At 68.9% G+C, this 23359-nt stretch carries 18 protein-coding genes; 3 read left to right on the top strand and 15 right to left on the bottom strand.

Annotated elements, in window-relative coordinates:
- Window positions 1-74: 74 nt before the first annotated feature.
- Genes E4M00_RS15865 through E4M00_RS15855 form a run of 3 tightly spaced genes read right to left on the bottom strand, consistent with a single transcriptional unit; the run spans window position 75 to window position 2709 of the window.
- Window positions 75-512, bottom strand: a complete 438-nt coding sequence (locus E4M00_RS15865) for a GNAT family acetyltransferase (RefSeq protein ID WP_240037214.1) — start codon at window positions 510-512, stop codon at window positions 75-77.
- Between the two features lie 7 nt (window positions 513-519).
- A complete protein-coding gene (locus tag E4M00_RS15860; protein ID WP_135121452.1) occupies window positions 520-1626 on the bottom strand; it encodes a branched-chain amino acid aminotransferase in 1107 nt (368 codons plus the stop codon).
- A gap of 24 nt (window positions 1627-1650) precedes the next feature.
- Window positions 1651-2709, bottom strand: coding sequence for a 3-isopropylmalate dehydrogenase (locus tag E4M00_RS15855; RefSeq protein WP_135121451.1), 1059 nt, complete (start codon window positions 2707-2709; stop codon window positions 1651-1653).
- A gap of 240 nt (window positions 2710-2949) precedes the next feature.
- Here E4M00_RS15855 and E4M00_RS17910 point away from each other — a divergent pair, with 240 nt between their 5' ends.
- Both E4M00_RS17910 and E4M00_RS15850 read left to right on the top strand, forming a co-directional pair.
- Window positions 2950-3111: a hypothetical protein gene (locus E4M00_RS17910; protein ID WP_167756923.1), complete on the top strand. Its 162-nt coding sequence runs from the start codon at window positions 2950-2952 to the stop codon at window positions 3109-3111.
- 3 nt (window positions 3112-3114) lie between these two features.
- Window positions 3115-3366: a DUF6458 family protein gene (locus tag E4M00_RS15850; protein ID WP_135121450.1), complete on the top strand. Its 252-nt coding sequence runs from the start codon at window positions 3115-3117 to the stop codon at window positions 3364-3366.
- A gap of 75 nt (window positions 3367-3441) precedes the next feature.
- Here E4M00_RS15850 and serA read toward each other — a convergent pair whose 3' ends face one another.
- Window positions 3442-5034 (bottom strand): phosphoglycerate dehydrogenase, encoded by a 1593-nt coding sequence (gene serA, locus E4M00_RS15845; RefSeq protein WP_135121449.1) that lies wholly within the window; start codon window positions 5032-5034, stop codon window positions 3442-3444.
- Between the two features lie 102 nt (window positions 5035-5136).
- Here serA and E4M00_RS15840 point away from each other — a divergent pair, with 102 nt between their 5' ends.
- Window positions 5137-5535: a DoxX family protein gene (locus E4M00_RS15840; protein WP_135121448.1), complete on the top strand. Its 399-nt coding sequence runs from the start codon at window positions 5137-5139 to the stop codon at window positions 5533-5535.
- A 48-nt stretch (window positions 5536-5583) separates the two neighbouring features.
- Here the strand turns inward: E4M00_RS15840 and E4M00_RS15835 are convergent, their stop codons facing one another.
- From E4M00_RS15835 to E4M00_RS15785, 11 genes are all read right to left on the bottom strand, one after another.
- Window positions 5584-5970, bottom strand: a complete 387-nt coding sequence (locus tag E4M00_RS15835; RefSeq protein WP_135121447.1) for a bacitracin resistance protein — start codon at window positions 5968-5970, stop codon at window positions 5584-5586.
- A complete protein-coding gene (locus E4M00_RS15830; protein WP_135121446.1) occupies window positions 5967-6473 on the bottom strand; it encodes an Asp23/Gls24 family envelope stress response protein in 507 nt (168 codons plus the stop codon). Before E4M00_RS15830 ends, E4M00_RS15835 begins: the two co-directional genes overlap by 4 nt.
- Before the next feature lie 41 nt (window positions 6474-6514).
- Complete coding sequence (locus E4M00_RS15825; protein ID WP_135121445.1) at window positions 6515-10024, bottom strand: lamin tail domain-containing metallophosphoesterase family protein; 3510 nt, start codon at window positions 10022-10024, stop codon at window positions 6515-6517.
- 89 nt (window positions 10025-10113) lie between these two features.
- A complete protein-coding gene (locus E4M00_RS15820) occupies window positions 10114-10848 on the bottom strand; it encodes a copper homeostasis protein CutC (protein ID WP_135121444.1) in 735 nt (244 codons plus the stop codon).
- A 112-nt stretch (window positions 10849-10960) separates the two neighbouring features.
- Window positions 10961-11989, bottom strand: coding sequence for a ketol-acid reductoisomerase (gene ilvC, locus E4M00_RS15815; RefSeq protein WP_055819425.1), 1029 nt, complete (start codon window positions 11987-11989; stop codon window positions 10961-10963).
- Window positions 11990-12032: 43 nt separating this feature from the next.
- The gene (gene ilvN / locus E4M00_RS15810; RefSeq protein ID WP_056167521.1) at window positions 12033-12542 is read right to left on the bottom strand and encodes an acetolactate synthase small subunit; all 510 of its coding nucleotides are present in this window, start codon (window positions 12540-12542) and stop codon (window positions 12033-12035) included.
- Between the two features lie 4 nt (window positions 12543-12546).
- Window positions 12547-14349 (bottom strand): acetolactate synthase large subunit, encoded by a 1803-nt coding sequence (locus tag E4M00_RS15805; RefSeq protein ID WP_135121443.1) that lies wholly within the window; start codon window positions 14347-14349, stop codon window positions 12547-12549.
- 45 nt (window positions 14350-14394) lie between these two features.
- Window positions 14395-16089, bottom strand: coding sequence for a dihydroxy-acid dehydratase (gene ilvD, locus E4M00_RS15800; protein ID WP_135121442.1), 1695 nt, complete (start codon window positions 16087-16089; stop codon window positions 14395-14397).
- A 69-nt stretch (window positions 16090-16158) separates the two neighbouring features.
- Window positions 16159-18387 carry a bifunctional alpha,alpha-trehalose-phosphate synthase (UDP-forming)/trehalose-phosphatase gene (locus E4M00_RS15795; RefSeq protein WP_193555599.1) on the bottom strand — a complete coding sequence of 743 codons (2229 nt, stop codon included), beginning with the start codon at window positions 18385-18387 and terminating at the stop codon, window positions 16159-16161.
- Window positions 18388-18529: 142 nt separating this feature from the next.
- Window positions 18530-20449 (bottom strand): YhgE/Pip family protein, encoded by a 1920-nt coding sequence (locus tag E4M00_RS15790; protein WP_135121441.1) that lies wholly within the window; start codon window positions 20447-20449, stop codon window positions 18530-18532.
- Window positions 20446-23355, bottom strand: coding sequence for an MMPL family transporter (locus tag E4M00_RS15785; RefSeq protein WP_135121440.1), 2910 nt, complete (start codon window positions 23353-23355; stop codon window positions 20446-20448). Before E4M00_RS15785 ends, E4M00_RS15790 begins: the two co-directional genes overlap by 4 nt.
- Window positions 23356-23359: the final 4 nt, after the last annotated feature.

Below are 23359 nucleotides of genomic sequence, written 5' to 3'. Positions count from 1 at the left end.
CAGGGAGCAGCACGAACGCGATTCGGGCGACGGATGCCGTAGCTTGCGTCGGCAGCAGGGCGGGTGCTGCCGCCTCAGTCGTCGGCGATGAGGCGCTTGCCGAGGCTCACGGCGTGATCGGGCGCGTAGCCGATGGCCTCGTAGAACCCCAGTGCGGCGGTGTTCGTCCCCCGCACCTGCAGGTTGAGCTTGGGGCATCCGCGGGCCGTCAGCATCCGTTCGGCCTCCAGCACCAGCGTGCGACCGTGGCCTCTTCCCTGCTCCGTCGGGTCGACGGCGAGATAGTTCATCCAGCCCCGGTGGCCGTCGTAGCCGATCATCACCGACGCCACGACGCGGCCGCCGCTCTCCCCCACGAGGAATAGCTCGGGCTGCTCGGCGAGCTTGCGTTCGATGTCGCGGTACGGGTCGTTCCAGGGAACGACGAGACCGCAGGCACGCCAGAGCGCGACGACGGTCTCGGTGTCGTCGCGCCCGAAGGCCCGCAGCTGCAGTTCAGGAGCGTCAGTCACGCGGCGCTCATGCGTCGAGACGCACCAGCCAGCCGTGGCGGTCCTCGACGCGGCCGTACTGGATGCCGGTGAGCTCTTCGCGCAGTGACAGCGCGAGCTCCTCCGCCTGCGGGCCGTTGTGCACGATCTCGAAGTCCTCGCCGAGCAGCCGTCCGATGGGCACGATCACCGCGGCCGTGCCGCAGGCGAAGGCTCCGACGATGTCGCCGGACGCCGCACCCTCCCGCCACTCGTCGAGAGTGACCTTGCGCTGCTCGATGAGGTGACCGCGGTCGGCGGCCAGGCGCAGAACCGAATCGCGCGTGATGCCCTCGAGGATCGACTCGGACTCCGGCGTGATGAGAGTGCCGTCCTTGCGCACCAGCACGATGTTCATGCCGCCGAGCTCCTCGAGGTACTTCCCCTCGTCGAGGAAGAGCACCTGCTGGCAGCCGTGCTCGTAGGCCTCGGCCTGCGGCAGCAGGCTCGACGCGTAGTTGCCACCGGTCTTGGCCGCGCCGGTTCCACCCTTGCTGGCGCGGGCGTACTCGCTCGAGAGCCAGATGTTGACCGGCTGCACTCCCCCGGTGAAGTACGCACCAGCGGGGCTGGCGATCAGGTAGTAGGCCACCTTCTTCGCCGGCCGCACGCCGAGGAACGCCTCCTTGGCGAACATGAACGGCCGCAGGTACAGGCTGGTTTCCGGCGCCGTCGGCACCCAGTCGCCGTCGACGGCGATGAGCTGCTTGAGCGACGCGATGAAGTGCTCCGACGGCAGCTCGGGCAGGGCGAGGCGGTGCGCCGAGCGCTGCATGCGTGCTGCGTTCTCGTAGGGGCGGAAGGTCCAGATGGAGCCGTCGGCGTGACGGTAGGCCTTGAGACCCTCGAAGATCTCCTGGGCGTAGTGGAGCACGGCGGCGGCCGGGTCGAGCTGGATGGGCCCGTAGGGCGAGACACGCGGACGGTGCCAACCGCCGCGCTCCGACCAGCACACGTCGACCATGTGGTCGGTGAAGTGGTTGCCGAATCCGGGGTCGGCGAGGATCGCCTCGCGCGCCTCGGGAGCGACGGGGTTCTCGTTGCGGACGGTCTGCCAGATGAGGCTCTGGCTTGCGAGGGGAAGCTGGATCGTCATGGGCTGCTCTTTCTTCGAGTACGTCTAGTGTGCGCGAATCCGGTCGGAGATCGCAGTGCCGATCTCCGAGGTCGACCGAGTTGCCTCACCGCGTTCGGCGATGTCGGCTGCGACGGCCGCCTGCACTCGTGCCGCGGCATCCGTGAGCCCGAGGTGATCGAGCAGGAGTGCGACGGAGAGGATGGCGGCAGTCGGGTCGGCGATGCCCTTCCCGGCGATGTCGGGCGCAGAACCGTGCACCGGCTCGAACATGCTGGGGAATCGGCCGTCCGGGTTGATGTTGCCGGAGGCTGCGAGGCCGATGCCGCCGCTGATCGCGGCCGCAAGATCGGTGAGGATGTCGCCGAAGAGGTTGTCCGTGACGATGACATCGAATCTAGCAGGGTTCGTGACGAGGAAGATCGTCGCGGCATCGACGTGGAGGTAGTCGACGGTCACCTCGGGGAACTCGGCGGCGACCTCGTCGACGACGCGCTTCCAGATGCCGCCGGCGAAGACCAGGACGTTGGTCTTATGCACCAGGGTGAGGTGCTTTCGCGGGCGAGCGGATGCCACTCCGAAGGCGTGCCGCACCACGCGCTCGACGCCGTAGGCCGTGTTGACCGACACCTCGTTGGCGACCTCGTGCTGCGTGCCCTGGCGGATCGAGCCGCCGTTGCCCACGTACGGCCCCTCGGTGCCCTCGCGCACGACGACGAAATCGATGGATCCGGGGTCGGCCAGAGGGCTCGAGACGCCGGGGTGCAGCACCGACGGGCGCAGGTTCACGTAGTGGTCGAGCGAGAACCGCAGCTTCAGCAGCAGTCCGCGCTCGATGTTCGCACCGGCCAGACGTGGGTCGCCGGGGGTGCCGCCGACAGCTCCGAGAAGGATGGCATCGTGGCGCGAGACGGCCGCGAGGTCGTCGTCGGTGAGGGTGTCGCCGGTCTCGAGGTACCGGGTGGCTCCCAGCGAGAACGTCGTCTTCTCGAAGGCGACGTCGCCGCCATCCGTCACGGTATCGAGCACCTTGAGGCCCTCGGTGACGACTTCGGGCCCGATGCCGTCGCCGGGGATGACGGCCAGGGAGATGACACGCGACATTTCGCTCCTCGCAAGCGGTGAAAGGGTGTCATTCCAGCGTAGTCGCCGGTTCGGGCGGCGCAGCGCACGGCTAATCACAGATCCGCCACGCCCGCAATCCTCTACCCTCGGGGGCCGATGCTGAGTAATGTCGGGTGTTGCCCCGAACAGGGGGCGATGCGCCGTGCATCCTGCGATCGGGGGTCATCTCCGGTCGTGATTCGACGCAGAACCGGAATCCCGACGAAAGGATCCACCACAATGAACCTCCTCTTCATCATCATCATCGTCGTCGCTGTCGTGCTCGCCATCTTGGGTGGCCTGAACAGCGCACTCAGCTGGCTCCTCTGGGTCGGTATCATCCTCGCCGTGATCGCGATCATCGCCTGGCTCATCCGGGTGGTCTCGGGAAACAAGGGCTGACCTATGAGCATCGGTCTCGGCATCTTCCTCATCGCCGTCGGGGCGATCCTCGTCTGGGCGCTCAACGTCGACGTCGAATGGATCAACCTCGACATGGTGGGCTACGTGCTCATGATCGCCGGGGCCGTGGTCGTGATCATCGGACTCGTGCTGTTGTTCCGTCGTCGCCAGTCGACCTCGGTCACCGCGACCTCGGTCGACCCGGCGAACGGCAGCCAGGTCACGCGCAACGAGAGCTCGACTCCCGAGCTGTAGAGCGCATCACCTCGCACGACCACGAAGGCCCCGGATGCATCATCCGGGGCCTTCGTGCTGTCTGGAGCGAGTGCGCTACTCGGTGATGTCGATCTCGATCAGGACGTCGGCGGCGATGGCGTCGCGCACGGCGGCGAGGATCTCGGCGGGAACGGGCGAGTCGACCGTCAGCACGCTGAGTGCCTGGCCCCCGGCAGTGTGCCGGGCGATCTGCATGCCGGCGATGTTGATGCCGGCGTCGCCGAACTCGCGACCGTAGACCGCGACGATGCCGGGGCGGTCGGTGTACTGCATCACGATCAGGTTCTTCGCGATCGGCACCTCGACGTCGTAGCCGTTGATCTCGACGATCTTCTCGGTCTGCTTGGTTCCGGTGAGCGTTCCCGAGACCGAGACCTGGGTGCCGTCGGCGAGAGCGCCGCGGAGCGTGATGACGTTGCGGTACTCCTCGGAGACGGCGTCGGTGATCAGGCGCACGCCGATGCCGCGCTGGTCGGCGAGCAGCGGCGCGTTGACGTAGGAGACCGTCTCGCTGACGACGTTGGTGAACACGCCCTTGAGGGCCGCGAGCTTCAGCACGCTGACGTCGTAGTCGGCCAGCTCGCCGCGCACCTCGACGTCGACGCTGGTGAGGGGGCTCGAGTGCGCGAGGCCCGAGAACACCTGGCCGAGCTTCTCGAGCAGCGGGATGCCGGGGCGCACGTACGGGTCGATGACGCCGCCGGCGACGTTGACGGCATCCGGGACCAGCTCGCCCGCGAGAGCGAGGCGCACCGACTTGGCCACCGACACTCCGGCCTTCTCCTGCGCCTCGTCCGTCGACGCACCGAGGTGCGGCGTGACGACGACGTTCGGCAGGGCGAGCAGCGGCGAGTCCTCCGGAGGCTCGCTCACGAACACGTCAAGGCCGGCTCCGGCGATCTCGCCGGCGACGAGGGCCTCGTGCAGCGCGGCTTCATCGATGAGCCCACCACGTGCGACGTTGACGACGTAGGCCGTCTTCTTCATCTTCTTCAGCTGCTCGGTGCTGATCATGCCCGTGGTCTCGGGCGTCTTCGGCATGTGGATCGTGATGAAGTCGGACTGCTCGAGCAGTTCGTCGAGGCTCACGGGCTGTACGCCGAGCTGCTGGGCGCGGGCACTGGTGATGTAGGGGTCGTAGGCGATCACGTTCGTGCCGAAGGCCTGCAGGCGGGCCGTGATGAGCGCGCCGATGCGGCCGAGACCGATGATGCCGACGGTCTTCTCGTAGAGCTCCGTTCCGGTGTACGCCGAGCGCTTCCACTGTCCCTGGGCGAGGGCGTTGTGCGCGGCCGGGATGTGACGGGCGAGGCTCAGGATGTGACCGACCGTGAGCTCGGCCGCCGAGATGATGTTGGAGGTCGGAGCGTTCACGACCATGACGCCGGCCGTGGTGGCCGCCTTGATGTCGACGTTGTCGAGGCCGACGCCGGCGCGGGCGATGACCTGGAGCTTCGGCGCCGCCGCGATGGCCTCCGCGTCGACCTGGGTGGCACTGCGCACGAGGATCGCGTTCGCGTCGGCGAGAGCGGCGAAGAGCGCGGGGCGATCCGTTCCGTCGACCTGGCGCACATCGAAGTCGGGACCGAGGGCATCGATCGTGGCGGGCGAGAGGATTTCAGCGATCAGCACGACCGGCTTTGACACGACGAATCGATTCCTTTGCAGCAGAGGGGAGGATGCGCGTCGCCGTCACTGGGACGCAATCATGTGAAACTCTAGCCGAGGCCGCATAGCCGAGAGGAATTCATGACGACGGACGACATCTTCGAGATCGCCCAGTGGGTGGTGCGCATCCTGCTCGCCATCGTCTTCATCGGAATGGGCCTCAATCACTTCCGACGCGGCCCCGCGAAGATCATGGCGAAGATGATTCCGCCCCGGATGCGGCGCGATGGCCTGCTGAGCCCGATCAACCTGGTGCGCTTCACCGGCGTGTGCGAGATCGCCGGCGGCATCGGCCTGCTGATCCCCGCCACGCAGTTCGCGGCCGGCATCCTGCTGGCGATCTTCCTCGTCGCCGTCTTCCCGGCGAACGCCTTCGCGGCGCGGCATCCGGAGACCTTCCGCTCGCTCTCGATCCCGCTCGTCCCGCGCCTCATCGCGCAGATCGTGCTGATCGGGCTGTGCATCTTCGCCGCCGTCTGACGGCGAGCGGATGCCGCTACCCGGTGATCCCGGGCTCTGACCGCCGGGTCAGCCGATCGGGATCCAGCGCGCGAACGCGGCGATGATGTCGAGGCTCAGCACGGCCGAGAGGCCGAGCCCCACGGCGTAGAACGCGATCTGGGCCAGTGGACCTCGGTTGCGCCCCAGCGAGAAGGCGATCGCGAACAGCACGAGCGGCAGCACGAGGCCGAGAACGAGCAGCACCCAGCCGAACCCGTTGATCGAGGCGTCGAGCTGGTTGGCGAAGTCGGAGATGCCGATGAGGTTGCCGAGCGCCTCGAAGACGTCGTAGGCGTAGAACAGGCCGAACAGCACGGCCAGGGTGACGGCGAGCCAGAGCGGGGTGCGCGGTCGGGTCCCGTCGGAATCGGACCTCACGGTCGGCGCGGCGTTCAGGTCGTCGGATGCGGTCATGACGCCACCCCCGTGCCGAGCAGGAACGGCAACGGCACCAGCAGCACCACCCCAGCGAACAGCCAGAGCAATCGCCGGCGCGGGCGACCGCCGGTGAGCCAGAGCGTGACGGCGAACCACAGCGGCACCGCGAGGATGGCGAGCCACGTGCCGAGTACGAACATGAACTGCGCGACGGGGTCCATGGATCCCGTCGACATGCGCGTCGCGACCACTGCCCACCCGATCGTGTAGATCAAGTAGATGCCGCCGAGCACGCCGAGCGTGATCAGGGTGGCCGAACTGGTCTGGGCGGGGCCGTCGTCGGTGTCTGCTGCCGCATCCGGATGCGTCACGCGGCCGGGCTCGCCGACCGGCGTCCACCCTGAGGGGAGCTCGGCTCCGGCAGGAGCTTCCGGATCGGTCGATCGCCCGGGCGCGAGGGCGTCGGCATCCTTCGCCACGAGCGTCGGATCGTCGTCGCCCGCCCAGTTGAGAGCGTCGTCGTCGCGTGCTGCAGCCATGCACTCAGACTACCGGGAGGGTCGATCGCAGCACGTCCGCCTCAGGCGGCAGGCGCCGCCGTGATCGATACCGTCTGCACGAGCTTCGGGAACTGGAAGGTCATGGGCACCTGGAACTCATCGTCGATGGCCGTGTAACGATCCTGCAGGCCGTCGGCCACGATGCGCCAGGGACGGGCGTTCGAGCCCGACACCGTGGATCCGTTGTCGGGAACGAACTGTTCGTAGTCGTAAGGGAAGCTCGCGTGCGCGCCGAGTCGCAGCGAGAAGGTGTCGACGGCGATGGCGCCGCCGTCGAGGTCGAGCTGCAGCAGGCGCTGGAAGCCCGTGGCCCGTTCGCCGGTGTGCGTGCGGAACTCCTGGTAGTCCGCCACGAGCTCCACGACGGTGTGACCCGCGATACCGCCGGCGTTCTCCGTGGTGATCTGGCCGAGACCGTGGAAGTGGCCCGACAGCACGAGCAGGACATTGCGGTTGGGGGCGACGACCCGGTCCCAGAGCTCACCCCCTCGCGAGACCCAGCGGGAGCCCGTCGATCGACCGGCTCCGATCTCGGCGGTCTTCGGGGTGACGTGCTCGTGGGTCGAGATGATGACGTTGTGGTCGGGGTGCGAGGCCACGACCTGCTCGGCCCAGGCGAGCTCCCTCTCGCCGAACGCGTAGGGCAGGCTGAGCATCAGGAAGCGAGCGCCGTCGTGCATGAAGGTGTTGAAGTTCGCGCTGTTGTCGCCTGCGGCGATGGATCCGCCGTAGGTCGCTGTCGCGGCATAGCGCCCGGGCGGGAAGTACTCGTTGAACAGCTCGTTGCTGACGCCCCGCTTGTTGTCGTGGTTTCCGGGCAGCACGCTGTTGGGCACTCCGGCGGTGTCGAGGATGCCCTGGATGGCCGAGGCCCGCGCGAACTCGCGCCGGGCGCGCTGCTCGTTCTGGTCGGGGTCGACCCAGTTCTGCACCAGATCGCCCGTGTGCGTGGCGAAGGCGATCTTGCGAGCCTGCGCGTTGGAGGCGATCCAGCTGACGAGACCGGTGTAGACCTCGGGATACGCCTCGGTGAGGTACTGAGTGTCGGTGACATGGCTGATCGCGAGGTCGTAGTCGTCCGGATGCTCGAAGTCGCCCGTGACGCCCTCGCTGAGCGTGCGCCCGGTGCGGGGGCCGTTCTGCACGAGCACCTCGATGCCACCGTCGATCACCTCGTCGGCGGTCGGTGTACCAGTGAGGGTGAGGGTGGGAGTGCCGTCGGCGTCGGCGTCGGCGTCAGCGCCGGCGCCGGCGCCGGCGCCGGCGACTCCGGCATCGAGCAGGCGCCAGCTCGCCGACGGCGGATTCCACACCGACAACTGCACCTCGTTGCGGCCGACGCTGGCGCCGGTCCAGGTGATGGCGTCGCCGGGTGCGATGGTCGTGGCGTCGAGCACCAGTCGCACGTACGGGAAGTCGTAGGCGTCGTCGGCGGCGGCCAGGTCCGCGGTCTCCCCCGCATCGAGCGGACGCTCGACATCGCCGACGCGCGTCGCGAGGCGCCCGCCGGCGCTGCGGCCTGCGTACGCGGCGAGCACCTTGACCGGGCGGCCGTCGGCATTCTCGGCCGCTGCGTCGTCCGGCTCGGCGTCAGCCCCGGCCTCGGGCTCGACCTCCGGTTCGGGCGAGACCGCCGCCCTCGACAGGCTCGCGGCATCCGCCACCGTCGGATCGATCCACGGGTGCTCGTCGATCTCCCCCGGGGTGGCCGGTGCCGTGACGAAGTCGTCGGCGTCGACGCCGGTGAACCTCGTGCGCTGGTAGGTCTCGGTGAGCAGCCTGTCGGGTTCGAAGGTGACGAGGGAGAGCCCCTTCGTGCACGGGCTCGGACGCTCGGTGCTGTGGTCCATCTCGTTGGCGTGGTAGACGCCGACGCTGTCCACGCGTTCGCCCGCGGCATCCGCCACCCAGACGCCGCTCCCCAGGAAGTCGAATGCCGTGTCGTAGCTCGCGTCTGCCGTCGCTGCCAGGGGCGTCCCGGAGGCGGCGGCGAGCCAGGTCTGGCCCGGACGCAGAATCGTGCCGGCGGCGATGCGAGCCTGGTCGTCCCGCGCCCGCAGTCCATCGGACTCGCAGCGCGCGATGCTCCAGCCGCTCAGGTCGACGGACGCGTCTCCGTAGTTCGCGAGTTCGACGTAGTTGCGCTGCACGCTGCCCGCCGGCATCCCCTCGGTCGACGGGTCCGTCGCGAACTCGCTGATCGCCACAGACGGCTGCTGCGGATAGGAGAAGGGCGCGCGGAACACGCTCGTCTCCTCGCTGGCGTTCGCCGCACCCGGGGTGCGTGGGGCGATCACGAAGTCGGCGAGCAGGTTCCCGGTGCGGGCGATGCGCTGCCACGACTCCCCCGCCCGATAGTCGAGCTCGGCGGGCAACTTGGCGTCGCCGTCCTGGCAGGCGCTGTCGGGGTGGGGCGACACCGTCACGCCGTCGACTCTCCTGCCGTCGGGAGTGGTGAGCAGCGCGCCGAAACTCGAGTCGGACAAGGAGGTCGCATAGCGCAGGGCGACGGATGCCTCTCCCGTCGCGGGCACGTAGTCCTCGTTCGCGATCGTCAACAGCCCACCGGGCTCCACGCGGGTGCCCGCCGGCAGGACGATCTGACGGCTGCTCTCGGTGAGCCGCCCGCTCACAGTGCAGCGGAAGAGCTGCCACCCGGCGAGGTCGACGGACTCGTCGCCCTCGTTGCGGAGCTCGACGAAGTCGTCGGAGCGGGATGCCGGGCCGGCGGCCGCGAGCTCGTTGATGACGATGGATCGAGCTGCGGCATCCGGAACCGAGGCGCGCGTCGGAGCAGTCGAACCGTCGGGCATGTTCGGCGCTCCCGGCGTCGCCGTCGCCCGCTGGAAGTCGGCCGTGCCGACACCGGTGGCGGCGACCCGCTGCCAGCTCTCTCCGAGCGCTGCAGCGAGGCTGTTCGGCAGGTTCGAGCCGTTCGAGCACTCAGTCGTGGTCGGCCACGGCTGATTCGGGTAGACCCCGACCGAGTCGACGCGGTCGCCTGCGGCATCCTCGAGGTAGAGCCCGAAGCCGAGGGCGGCGAACGGCTGGGTGAACTGCGCATCGACCGGCGCGCCGTCGAGGTGGGCCCCGACGCGTGCGACGGTGAAGATCTCCCCGGGGTCGAGGGTGACGCCGTCGAGATCGGTCTCGGCCCGCCCGACGTTCGCCCGCAGACCCTGGGCACTGCAGCGGTACACGCCCCAGCCGCTGAGGTCGACCGCGGACGTTCCGATGTTGCGCAGTTCGAAGAAGCTGTCGGAGTCGGATGCCGGCCCTCCTGCCGCGAGCTCGTTGATCACGACGGACCCGCCGGCGACGAGGTCGTCCGTGCGCGGCTGCAGGCTCGGTGATCGGTTCGAGGTCGAACGCGCCGCGGCGCTCCCGGTCCCCTCGAGTCGCGCCTGCGCACCGTGCGCCTCGACCGGAGTGGTGCCCATCGAGGTGACGAGCACCGTGATGAGGGCACCGGCGAGAACGGTGGCGAAGGCCGGGGCGATGATCCGGAAAGGTCGTGCCTCGTGCGTCACACGCGCAGACTCCCGCGCCGATCTGAACGGGACCGATCAGCAGCCGGTGTGTCGGGTGAACAGCCGACGACGGCCGATGCCGGACTGACTCAGCCCTGCGCGGCGCGAGCGGCGTCGACCGCGGCGCGCACCAGGGCGCGGTCGGTCACGTCGAAGCCGGCCGCTCCGCCGCCCGGACCGCTGGCTCCCCCGCGGTCGGTGCGCCCGCGGGCCGAGAGATGCACGGCGTCGACACCGGCCGCGACGAGCAGCGCGATGTCGTCAACGCGCACGCCGCCGCCCGCCATGATCTGCACGGCGCCGGCGCCGGCGGTCCGCATCCGTTCCAGCACCGGTGCCCCGGCCCGGCAGTCGGCAGCTCCCCCGGAGCTCAGCACCCGTGTCACGCCGAGGCCGCCGAGTGGACGCAGCGCCTCCACAGTGTCGGGTGCAGCGTCGATGACGCGGTGCACTGTGACCGTCATGCCGTCGGATGCCTCGCCGAACCGCGCGATCGCCGTCTCGTCGAGGGTGCCATCGGCGTGCGCGGCGCCGACGACGACGCCATCGGCGCCGGCGGAGAAGACCGCGCGGATGTCACGCTCGATCACGGCGAGCTCGCCCTCGTCGTACACGAAGCCGCCGCCGCGCGGACGCACCAGCACGTGGACGAAGTCGGTGACCCGCGCCTCGGCTGCTGCGGCCACGGCCGCCTCGACGAGCCCGATCGACGGCGTGAGTCCGCCCAGGTCGAGCGCGATGCACAGCTCGATGCGGTCGGCGCCCTCCTCGAGGGCTGTGCGCACGCCGGCCAGATCCTGCACGGCGATCTCGACCGCTGTCATCGTTGCTCCTGAAACGAGGGGCGCGCTACCGAACCCCCGCCGCGCTGCTGAAAGAACAGCAGCGCGGCGGGGAGTCGATAGCGCGAGGGGTGTGTGCAGGCAGGTCCGCGCTTTAGCGCGCGACCTCGCCATCGACGTAGTCGTCGTCGTTCGACGCGTTCCACGCGAACAGCTTGCGCAGTTCGCGGCCCGTGGCCTCGATGGGGTGAGCCTCGCCCTTGGCGCGGAGCGCGAGGAACTCGGGGGCTCCGGCGTCCTGGTCGGCGATGAAGCGCTCGGCGAAGGCGCCCGACTGGATGTCGGCGAGAACGGCCTGCATGTTCTCCTTGACGCTCGGGTCGATGACGCGGGGGCCCGAGACGTAGTCGCCGTACTCGGCCGTGTCGGAGACGCTCCAGCGCTGCTTGGCGATGCCGCCCTCCCACATGAGGTCGACGATGAGCTTGAGCTCGTGCAGCACCTCGAAGTAGGCGACCTGGGGCTGGTAGCCGGCCTCGGTCAGGGTCTCGAAGCCATACTGGACGAGCTGCGAGACACCGCCGCAGAGAACGGCCTGCTCACCGAACAGGTCGGTCTCGGTCTCCTCGGTGAAGGTGGTCTTGATGCCGCCGGCACGGAGGCCTCCGATGGCCTTCGCGTAGCTGAGCGTCGTCGGCCAGGCGTTGCCGGTGGCGTCCTTCTCCACGGCGACGATGACGGGAACGCCGCGGCCGGCCTCGTACTCGCGACGCACGGTGTGACCCGGTCCCTTGGGGGCGACCATGATCACGTCGACGCCCTCGGGAGCCTCGATGTAGCCGAAGCGGATGTTGAAGCCGTGTCCGAAGACGAGCGTCTTGCCGTCGGCCAGGTTGTCCTTGATGGACTCGGCGTAGATGTGGCGCTGGAACTGGTCGGGCGCGAGGATGACGATGACGTCGGCCCAGGATGCCGCCTCGGCGACGCTCAGAACGCGGAAGCCGGCCTCTTCGGCCTTCGGCTTCGACTTGGAGCCGTCCTTGAGTCCGATGACGACCTCGACGCCGGAATCGCGGAGGTTCTGCGCGTGAGCGTGACCCTGCGAGCCGTAGCCGACAACGGCGACCTTCTTGCCCTGGATGATCGCCAGGTCGGCGTCCTTGTCGTAGTAGATCTCAGCCATTGGTGTTTCTCTCCTTGTGTTCGTACAGCTAATTCGTGAAGCGCTAGTTCTTGAAGACGCGCTCGGTGATGGACTTCGAGCCGCGCCCGATGGCGAGCAGGCCCGACTGGGCCAGCTCCTTGATGCCATAGGGCTCGAGCACCTTGAGGAAGGCGGTGGTCTTGCCGGAGTCGCCGGTGACCTCGATGACGAGGGCATCCGTCGCCACGTCGACGACGCGGGCCCGGAACAGATTGACGGCCTCGAGCACCTGCGAGCGGGTGGTGTTGTCGACGCGCACCTTGATGAGCAGGTGCTCGCGCTGCACCGACTGCGAGGTGTCGAGCTCGACGATCTTGATCACGTTGATCAGCTTGTTGAGCTGCTTGGTGACCTGCTCGAGCGGGAGGTCCTCGACGTCGACGACGACGGTGATGCGCGACAGGCCGGGAATCTCGCTCTTGCCGACGGCGAGGCTCTCGATGTTGAAGCCACGACGCGCGAACAGGCCGGCGACGCGGGTCAGGAGGCCGGGCTTGTCCTCGACGAGGAGGGACAGGACGTGGGTGCTCATGGTCTTACGCCTCCTCGTCGAATGCGGGGCTGTGGTCGCGTGCGTACTGCACGTAGTTGTTCGAGACGCCCTGCGGCACCATCGGCCAGACCATGGAGTCGCGGCTCACGACGAAGTCGATGACGACGGGGCGGTCGTTCGTCTCGAGCGCGAGCTTGATGGCCGCATCCACCTCCTCCTCCTTCGTGACACGGATGCCGAGGGCCCCGTAGGCCTCGGCCAGCTTCACGAAGTCGGGAACGCGGATGGTGTCGGCACCGGTGTTCAGGTCGGTGTTCGAGTAGCGGCCCTCGTAGAACAGGGTCTGCCACTGGCGCACCATGCCGAGCGACGAGTTGTTGATGATCGCGACCTTGATCGGGATGTCGTTGATCGTGCAGGTGGCGAGCTCCTGATTGGTCATCTGGAAGCATCCGTCGCCGTCGATCGCCCACACGTGGCGATCGGGCTGGGCCACCTTGGCGCCCATGGCGGCCGGAACCGCGTAGCCCATGGTGCCGGCGCCGCCCGAGTTCAGCCAGGAGTTGGGGCGCTCGTACTTGATGAACTGCGCCGCCCACATCTGGTGCTGGCCGACGCCGGCGGCGAAGACGCCCTCCGGTCCGGTGAGCTCGCCGATGCGGCTGATGACGTACTGCGGTGCGAGGGCGCCGTCGGTCGTCGGAGCGTAGCCGAGCGGGAACTCGGTGCGGAGGCCGTCGAGGTACTCCCACCAGTCCTTGATGTCGGCGGGAGCATCGCGCACGGCCTCGCTGTAGGCGGCGGTGAGATCGACGATCACGTCGCGCGCGTCGCCCACGATGGGAACGTCGGCCACGCGGATCTTCGAGATCTCGGCCGGGTCGACGTCGACGTGCACGACCTTGGCGTTCGGAGCGAAGAGCGATGCCTTGCCCGTCACACGGTCGTCGAAGCGCGCGCCGAGCGAGATGAGCAGGTCGGCCTCCTGCAGCGCGAGCACTGCGGGAACCGTTCCGTGCATGCCGGGCATGCCGAGGTGCTGCGGGTGCGAGTCGGGGAACGCACCTCGGGCCATGAGCGTCGTGACGACGGGGGCGCCGGTGGTCTCGGCGAGGGCGAGGAGTTCCTCGGACGCCTTCGACCTGATCACGCCGCCACCCACGTACAGCACGGGCTTCTTCGCCTCGGCGAAGAGCTGGGCTGCGGCGTGGATCTGCTTGCCGTGCGCCTTCATGACCGGACGGTAGCCGGGCAGGTCGACCTTGGGCGGCCAGATGAACGGCACGGTGTCCTGCTGGGCGTCCTTGGTGATGTCGACGAGCACGGGGCCGGGGCGACCAGTCGTGGCGATGTGCATCGCCGCGGCGATCGTCGCCGGGATGTCGTGAGCGTCGGTCACCAGGAAGGAGTGCTTGGTGATCGGCATCGTGATGCCCACGATGTCGGCCTCCTGGAAGGCATCCGTTCCCATGAGGGTCGAGAAGACCTGGCCGGTGATGGCCAGGACCGGCACCGAGTCCATGTGGGCGTCGGCGATGGCCGTGACGAGGTTCGTCGCTCCGGGGCCCGAGGTGGCGATGCAGACGCCGAGCTTGTTGCTCGACGATGCGTAGCCCTCGGCCGCGTGGCCTGCGCCCTGCTCGTGGCGCACGAGGATGTGCCGGAGCTTGGTGGAGTCCATCAGCGGGTCGTAGACCGGGAGGATGGCGCCGCCGGGCAGACCGAAGACGTCGGTGATGCCGAGCAGCTCGAGCGTGCGGACGACGGCCTGGGCCCCGGTCAGCAGTTCAGGCCCCTTCTGAGAGGGGGCAGCGGGCGATGGCACGGGGAAGGTTTCCGTGGACATGCGTGTGTGGTCCCTTGATTGCGTATGGATGATCTGGCGCGAGACTCAGCCTGTGACAGCGCCGACAGCGGCGGAGTGCACGAGCTTGGAGTACTTCGCGAGGACGCCACGGGTGTAGCGCGGGGGAAGCGGAGCCCAGCCTTCACGGCGAGCGACCAGCTCAGCCTCGTCGACAAGTAGGTCGAGCGAGCGAGCTGCGATATCGACCCTAATGAGATCACCATCGCGCACGAAGGCGATAGGACCTGCGTCCACCGCTTCGGGTGCTATGTGGCCGATGCACAGTCCGGTTGTGCCGCCTGAGAATCGACCGTCCGTCAAGAGTAGTACATCTTTTCCGAGGCCAGCGCCCTTGATGGCGGCGGTGATGGCGAGCATCTCGCGCATGCCGGGGCCGCCCTTCGGACCCTCGTAGCGGATGACGATCACGTCGCCGGCCTGGATCTCGCCGTTGGTGAGGGCGTCCATCGCCCCACGCTCGCGTTCGAACACCCGTGCAGGGCCCTCGAAGACCGAGGCGTCGAAGCCGGCGGTCTTGACGACGGCGCCCTCGGGGGCGAAGGTGCCCTTGAGGATCGTGATGCCGCCGGAGGCGTGGATGGGGTTGTCGAGAGTGCGGATGACCTCGCCGTCGAGCGGCATCGGGTTCAGCGCCTCGAGGTTCTCGGCCACGGTCTTGCCGGTCACGGTGAGGGCGTCGCCGTGGATGAGGCCGGCGTCGAGCAGGGCCTTCATGAGAACGGGGATGCCGCCGTGGCGGTCTACGTCGTTCATGACGTACTTGCCGAACGGCTTCATGTCGGCCAGGTGCGGAACCTTGTCGCCGATGCGGTTGAAGTCGTCGAGGGTGAGCTCGACCTCGGCCTCGTGGGCGATGGCGAGCAGGTGCAGCACGACGTTGGTCGAACCGCCGAGAGCCATCGCGACGGTGATGGCGTTCTCGAACGCCTTCTTGGTCATGATGTCGCGGGCGGTGAGGCCGAGGCGCAGCATGTTGACGACGGCCTCTCCCGAGCGGTGCGCGAAGTAGTCGCGACGACGGTCGGCCGAGGGCGGCGATGCCGAGCCGGGCAGGCTCATGCCGAGGGCTTCGGCGACGGATGCCATGGTGTTGGCGGTGTACATGCCGCCGCAGGCGCCTTCACCCGGCGCGATGGCGCACTCGATGCGCTTCAGGTCCTCTTCGCTCATGGTTCCGGCCTTGCAGGCGCCGACGGCCTCGAAGGAGTCGATGATCGTGACCTCCTTCTCGGTCCCGTCGCTGAGCTTGACCCAGCCCGGAGCGATGGAGCCCGCGTACAGGAAGACCGAGGCGAGGTCGAGGCGGGCGGCGGCCATCAGCATGCCGGGCAGCGACTTGTCGCATCCGGCCAGCAGGACCGAACCGTCTAGGCGCTCGGCGTTCATCACGACCTCGACGCTGTCGGCGATGACCTCGCGCGACACCAGCGAGAAGTGCATGCCCTCGTGGCCCATCGAGATGCCGTCGGAGACGGAGATGGTGCCGAACTGCAGGGGGTATCCCCCGCCGGAGTGCACGCCCTCCTTGGCACCCTGCGCGAGCCTGTCGAGGCTCAGGTTGCAGGGAGTGATCTCGTTCCACGAGCTCGCAATGCCGATCTGGGGCTTGTCCCAGTCCTCATCGCCCATGCCGACGGCGCGCAGCATTCCGCGGCTCGTGGTGGCTTCGATGCCATCGGTGACTACTCGCGAACGTGGTTTCAGATCGATCTCCGCCATGGTCCAAAGTCTATGACCAGTGAACATGCCCATTTCGCATACGACGGATGCCGCGGCTCCGCCCGGCGCTCAGGACTCGGTGACGATCGGATTCGATCCGGTGTACGCCCGCTCGCGCTTCTGCGCCTGGAGGAACCCGGCACGGAAGTCGGCCAGCAGCGCGAGCACCTCGGCGACCTCCTCGGGGCCGCGCACTCGGTGTCCTGCCGCCGTGCGTCCCTGGCCGATCTTCATCCCGAGGTCGTCGGCTCCCAGGGCGACGAAGGCGTCCTCATCCGTCACGTCGTCGCCGGCGTAGAAGACGCTCGTGGCACCGGTGTGCTCGCGGAGCTTCGCGATGGCGTCGCCCTTGTTGCCGGGGCGCAGCGCGAACTCGATCACGTTCTTTCCCTCGCGCACCGTCAGTCCGGGCTCGGCGGAGCGCACACGGGTGCGGGCGCTGCGCTGCAGGCTCTGCCCCGCCGCAGGTGAGAGCAGGCGGGTGTGGAGAGCCAGGCCCGCAGGCTTCCGCTCGACCCATGCGCCTTCGGCCGAACCTGCGATGCGCTCGAGGATGCCGGCCACGTGATCGAGCCTGTCGATCTCGCTGGCGAGCAGGTCGAGGGTGACGTCGGGCTGGTCGAGCTTGAGCTCGACGCCGTGCGAGCCCGTGAGCAGCACGTCCTCCGGCGGGTCGGCCACGTGCTGCAGGCTGACGAGGGCACGCCCGGAGACGAACGCGACACGAGTGTCGGCGAGGCGGATGAGGCGGAGAACCGCGTCCCGGGCGCTGTCGAGAGCGCGCGCGTCCTCCGGCTGGTCGACGTGCGGGGCGAGGGTGCCGTCGAAGTCGAGGGCGATGAGGAGCTCATCGGCGGCTGCGAGTTCGCGGAGGGCGTTGACGAGGGTCTCGGGAATGCCTCGCGGAACCGCTGCACGCCCGGTGAGGGTGTCGAGGAACGACTTCGACCAGTCGTTCACGGTGTTGCCGTTGACGGTCTTGCGGAGTGCCCGCATCCGTCGGGCCTGCTCCCGCTTCGGCATCTCGACGGCGGCCACGATGGCGTCCTTCAGGCCGGCGATGTCGTGGGGGTTCACGATGATCGCCTGCCGCAGCTCGTCGGAGGCTCCGGCGAACTCGCTGAGCACCATCACCCCGGTGTTGTCGGCCCGGCACGCCACGTACTCCTTCGCCACGAGGTTCATGCCGTCGCGGAGGGCGGTGACGAGCATGACGTCGGCGGCCAGGTAGAGCGCCACCATCTCCTCGCGGGGGTAGCCGTGGTGCAGGTAGGCGATCGCGCTGTGGCTGATGGTGGAGAACTCGCCGTTGAGGCGGCCGACCTGCAGTTCGATCTCGTCGCGGAGGGCCATGTAGGTGGCGACCCGTTCGCGGCTCGGGCTGGCGACCTGCACGAGGGTGACGTCCTCGACCTGGAGCCGGTTCTCGGCGAGCAGCTCGCCGAAGGCCTTGAGCCTGTGGCCGATGCCCTTGGTGTAGTCGAGCCTGTCGACGCCGAGCATGACGACCTTCGGGTCGCCCAGGTCGTGGCGGATCTGGCGGGCCCGCTCCTGCACCTCGGGCCGAGCCGCGATCTCCTCGTAGCCGGCGACGTCGATCGAGATGGGGAAGGTGCGCGCGACGACGTGGCGCACGTCGCCGTCATCGCCGATGACCTCGACGACGTTGCCGCGGGTCGTGAAGCCGAAGAGGCGGCGCACGGCGCGGGTGAAGTTGCCGGCATCCGCCACCCGCTGGAATCCGATGACGTCGGCGCCGAGAAGACCCTTGAGGATCTGCTTGCGCCACGGCAGCTGGGAGAAGATGCCGTACGGCGGGAACGGGATGTGGTCGAAGAACCCGATGACGAGGTCGGGGCGGAGCTCGCGCAGCATCTCGGGAACGAGCTGCAGCTGGTAGTCCTGCACCCAGACGACGGCCTCGGTGGCCGCATAGCGGGCGGCGGCCTCGGCGAAGCGCCGGTTGACCTGCACGTAGGCCTCCCACCACTCCCGGTGGTACTGCGGAGGGGCGATGACGTCGTGGTAGAGCGGCCACAGGGTGTCGTTGGAGAAGCCCTCGTAGTACTGCTCGATCTCGGACTCGCTGAGGGGAACGGGGATGATCTCGATGCCGTCGTTCTCGAAGGGCGCGAACTCGGTGTCGGCGACACCGGCCCAGCCGATCCAGGCACCCTCGGCTGCGCGCATCACGGGCTCGAGAGCCGTGACGAGGCCGCCGGGCGACGACTTCCAGCCGGAGGACCCGTCGGAGTTCACGACGTGGTCGACGGGCAGGCGGTTGGACAGCACGACCATGCTGTAGGACTGGTCGCGGTTCGGGGTCTGAGTGGGCTGCGAGATGGCGACGATCCTTTTCCGACACCGGCCTGTCGGCCAGCGCCTCCTTGCGTTCTCTCAGGCTACCAGCGGGGCGGCGACCCCGACCCGGGGGTTGCGATCACCCCCGGGCGAGTGCAAAGCCCCAGGATCGGGCGCCGCGCTTGCGCGCCACCGCCACGAGGGATCCGAGCAGCGCGAGCAGGCCGAGCGCCGCGAGGCCTCCGGCTGCGGCGGCGACGGATGCTCCGCCCACGCCGGCGATGATCTGCTGCATCCCCTGCACGGCCCAGGTGAGCGGCAGGTACGGGGTGATGACCTGGTAGGGCACCGCCAGGATCTCGACCGGGTAGATGCCGCCGGCAGAGGTGAGCTGCACGATCACGAGCAGCAAAGAGATCACGATGCCGACGCGACCGAACGCCACCGTGAGGAACTGGTGGATCGCCGCGAACGCGAGCGCCATGAGCACGGCGAACGACAGGGTGGCGGGCAGCGTCTCCCATGTGACTCCGAGCACGGTGTGGAGCAGGGCGACCACGAGCACGGCTTGCGCGATGGCGAGTCCGGCCGCCCGGGCGAGCGAGCGCATCACGAGACGCCGGGTGGAGGCCGTGCTCTGCAGCGCCGTCGCGGTGATCGGTCGGAGCAGCAGGAAGATCGCGAGGGCGCCGATCCAGAGCCCGACGGGAACGAACACCATGCCGATCACCTCGCCGATCGTCTCGATCGGGTTGTCGCGGTCGGTGCTGACGGTCACGGGCTGGGAGACGACGCTCGCCGTCTTGTCGGCGTCGATGTCGCCGATCGCGGAGGCCTGGGTGGCGCCGTCGGTGAGTCCCGTCGCCAGGGTGCCTGCGCCGTCGGCGAGCTGGTGCGCCCCCGAGGCGCTGGTGGCTGTTCCGGTCGACAGCGTCGACAGGCCGTCGGAGAGCGAGCCGACCCCGCTGGCGAGGTTGTCGGCGCCGTCGCGCAGGGCGGCGGATCCGCCCGAGAGCTGGCTCGCCCCTGTGGCGAGGGAGGCGATGCCGGACTGGAGGCCGTCGATTCCGCCAGTGGTCTGCTGCGCGAGTGTCTGCCCGCCGGCAGCGAGGGCCTGGAGGCCGGCGTCGACCTTCGCCAACTCCGATCGAAGGGCATCGCCCTGCGGGCCTGGCGGAAGAGCTGCCGACAGAGCGCCGTTCAGCTGGGTGAAGCCGGTCGATGTCGCAGCGACGTTCCCGACGTAGGAGCCGACGCCGTCGGAGATCCCGTCGAGACCGCCGGCCTGGGCGTTCAGCTCGCCGATGCCGCCTGCGAGTCCGTCGACGCCGTTCGTGTAGTCGGCGACGCCGCTGGAGTACTGATCGGCTCCGGATGCCGCATCCGCTGCCCCGGATGCAGCCGACGATGCGCCTGATGCGAGCTGGTCGAGGCCTCCGGCCAGGCTGGCGACGCCGTCGGACACCTTCGTGGCCCCATCGGCGGCAGAGGACAGGGAGCCACCCATGCCGGCCAGGTTGGCGTAGAAGCCCTTGAGGTACTGCTCGGTGATGGCTCGACCGAAGGCATCGGTCATCGCCCCGCCCACGGACTGGGCGGCCGAACCGGCGAGGTAGGAGTGGGCGTCGTCGGTGCGGATGTTGAGGTCGGCCTGCTGCGGATCGGATCCCGAGATGGAGTTGATCGATGCCGAGAAGTCGTTCGGGATGGTGAGCACGGCGTAGGCCGTTCCCGCCTCGAGTGCCTCCGTCGCCTCATCGGTGTTGGAGAGCTGCCAGTCGAATCCCGCGTCGTCGGGGTCGGTGAGCTGGGTCACCAGCAGGCGTCCGGCGAGGATCTGCGTCTCGGTTCCGTCCGCTGCCGTCGCCGTGACCATCTCGTCGTTGTTCACGATGAGGGCGGGAACGGTGTCGAGCCGGTCGTTCGCGCTGGCGAGGCCGCCGGTGACCAGGCCGGCCACGGCGAGCGGGACGACCAGGACGCCCACGATGATGGCTCCGAAGCGCCAGCGTCGCTGGGAGCGGGTGCGTCCGAAGAGGCTGTCGAGTCGCGCGCTCATCGCAGCACGGCCTTTCTGTTCGAGAGGGAGGATGGTGTCCTGTCGGCGAGCGCCACGGCGTGCACGCCGCGAATTCCGAGACCGACCGGGGCCTCGACTCCGGCCGCCGTCAGCACGATCGTCGTCGCCACGGGGGCGAGAGCGCCGATCATGAGCATGAGCTCGTCGGCGGCTCCCTCGGAGGGGAGGTCGTCGCCGAGCTCCACCACGAGGGCACCGGGTCGCTCGGAGAGACCGGCCGCGACGAGCACGGCCGAGCGCTCGAGGCTGTCGAGCGAGGAGATCTGCGTCTCGGCCTGAACCCGCTCGGACTGCGGGTCGTCGGCGAGAGCCGTGCGGATCTGGCCGATCCATCGGCGGACCTGCGAGTCGATGGTGCTGGCGCGATACCAGGGCTGGCCGAGGTCGATGCGCTCCGAGAGCACCTCGCCCACGGTGCGGTCGCCGAAGGCGGCCTCCCCGGCGGCGATGTCGACGAGCGCGACTCGACGCAGCGCCCTGCCGCTCTCCGACGGTAGCGGCGATCCGAGCACCTGCAGGCGTCCGGAGACCGGTGCGAGGCGACCGGCCAGGGTGGCGGAGACCACCCGACGGTCGGCGGCGTCGCCGGTGACCAGCAGCACGTCGCCGGCAGGGACCCTCAGATCGAGCGGACCGATGGGGGCGTCCTCGATCCCGAAGGTGGCGTCGACCGAGGAGATCGCGGCGTCCTCGGTGCGCGCCCATGCGGCATCCGTCAGGTGATGACGCAGGTGCTCGCCCTCGATGTCGACATCGGGAAGGATACGGTCGAGCCATTTCGGCAGCCACCAGGCCGCGCGGCCGGCGAGCGCCATGGCTGCGGGCACGAGGGTCATGCGCACGAGGAAGGCGTCGAACGCGACGCCGACGGCGAGCGCCAGGGCGATGCCCTTGATCGGTCCGCTGCCCTCAGGCACGAAGGCGAAGAACACGAAGAACATGATGAGAGCCGCCGAGGTCACCACTCGGGCGGAGTGCCGGAAGCCGTGCACGATCGATCCGCGCGGGTCCTTCGTCTTCACGTACTCCTCCCGCATGCCCGACACGAGGAAGACCTCGTAGTCCATGGCGAGGCCGAACAGCACGGCCATCAGCAGGATCGGGAGGAAGCTCAGGATGGGGCCCGTCGTCTCCACGTGCAGCAGGTCGGCGAACCAGCCCCACTGGAAGATCGCGACGGAGACTCCGATGGCGGCGAACACCGAGAGCAGGAAGCCGAGCGCGGCCTTGATCGGCACGAAGATCGAGCGGAACACCATCATGAGCAGCAGCACCGACAGCCCGACGACCACGAGGGCGAAGGGCACCAGGGCATCCGTCAACCGGTTGGAGATGTCGATGGACACGGCCGTGGCACCGGTCACCGTGATGGGGGTGCCGTACTCGTCGTCGATGTGGGGCGCGAGATCGCGGATCTCCTGCACCAGCACCTTGGTGGCCGGATCATCCGGTGCCGTCTCGGGGATCACGCGGATGATGGCGGTGTCGACCGAGGCGTTCGGGATGCCCTGACCGACTTCGGCCACGCCGTCGAGCGCGCCGAGCTCGGTGCCGATCGCATCGAGGTCGTCGAGGATGTCGGTGGTCTGCGTGATGTCGACCGAGACGATGAGCGGGCCGTTGTACCCGGGACCGAAGCCCTCGGAGAGCATCTCGTAGGCGTCACGCGTCGTGGAGCCCTCGGGCTCGCTCGCCCCCGAGGGCAGGTTCAGGTCGAGGCTGAGGGCCGGGATGGCGAGTCCGCCCAGGATGCCGACCACCAACACGACCGCCACGACAGGTGCCTTCAACACGAGGTTCACCCAACGTCGGCCCATGGTGGGCTTCGCATCATCGGCCGCGACCGCCCGGCGGGCGGCGCGGCTGCTCGGCTTCGGGATGAGTCGCCCCTTGAAGATGCCCATCACCGCCGGAAGCAGGGTGACCGCGGCGATCATGGCGACGAAGACGGCGAAGGCCGCTGCGATGCCCATGGTGCTGAGGAACGGGATGCCGACCACGAGGAGGCCGAGCAGAGCGATGATGACGGTCACGCCGGCGAAGATCACGGCGGAACCCGCCGTGGCCACCGAGGTGGCGGCCGACTCCTCGGGCGTCTCGCCGCGTGCGAGCTGATTGCGGTGTCTCGACAGGATGAACAGCGCGTAGTCGATGCCGACCGCGAGGCCCAGCATCACCGCCAGCATGGGTGCCGTGCTCGACACCGGCGTGAACGCCGAGACGACGGTGACACCGGCGACGGCCACGCCGACCCCGATGAGCGCCGTGAACAGGGGCATGCCGGCCGCCAGCAGCGACCCGAAGGCGATGAACAGCACGACCCCGGCGAACAGCACGCCGAGACCCTCCGTGATGGTGAGCCCGAAGGTCTGGTCCTGGAACACCTGGCCGCCGAAGGCCACATCGAGGCCGGCGTCCTCGCCGGTCTCCGCCGTGTCCTGGATGGCGGTGAGAGTCTCAGGGGCGACATCCGTCGACGGGGAATCGAGCTGTACCTGCGTGTATGCGGTGCGCTCGTCGTCGGAGACGGCGTTGCCCGCATACTCGTCGAAGGGGTCGAGCACGGACTCGACTCCGTCGATGTCCTCGAGCTGCGTCGCCATCGACTCGATGGCCGCCTTGTGCGCGTCGTCGGTGACGGTCTCCCCCTCCGGGGCCTGCATGACCACCTGGACGGAGGCGCCGGCGGTCTGCGGGAAGACCGCGGCGAGCTTGTCGATGGCCTCCTGCGACTCGGTGCCCGGAATAGCGTAGGACTCCTGGGTCTGGCCGCCGAGGGCGAGACCGCCGCCGAGGATGCCGACGAGCAGCGCGACCCAGACGGCGACCACGAGCCAGGCTCGGCGGAAGGCGAAGTGTCCGACGCGGTAGAGGAAAGTGGCCACGGGA

Origin of the sequence: Orlajensenia leifsoniae, from assembly GCF_004570845.1 — a bacterium.
GTDB classification, from domain to species: domain Bacteria; phylum Actinomycetota; class Actinomycetes; order Actinomycetales; family Microbacteriaceae; genus Orlajensenia; species Orlajensenia leifsoniae.
Note: the sequence above shows the minus strand (reverse complement) of the source record. Positions and strands in the feature narration are given on the sequence as shown.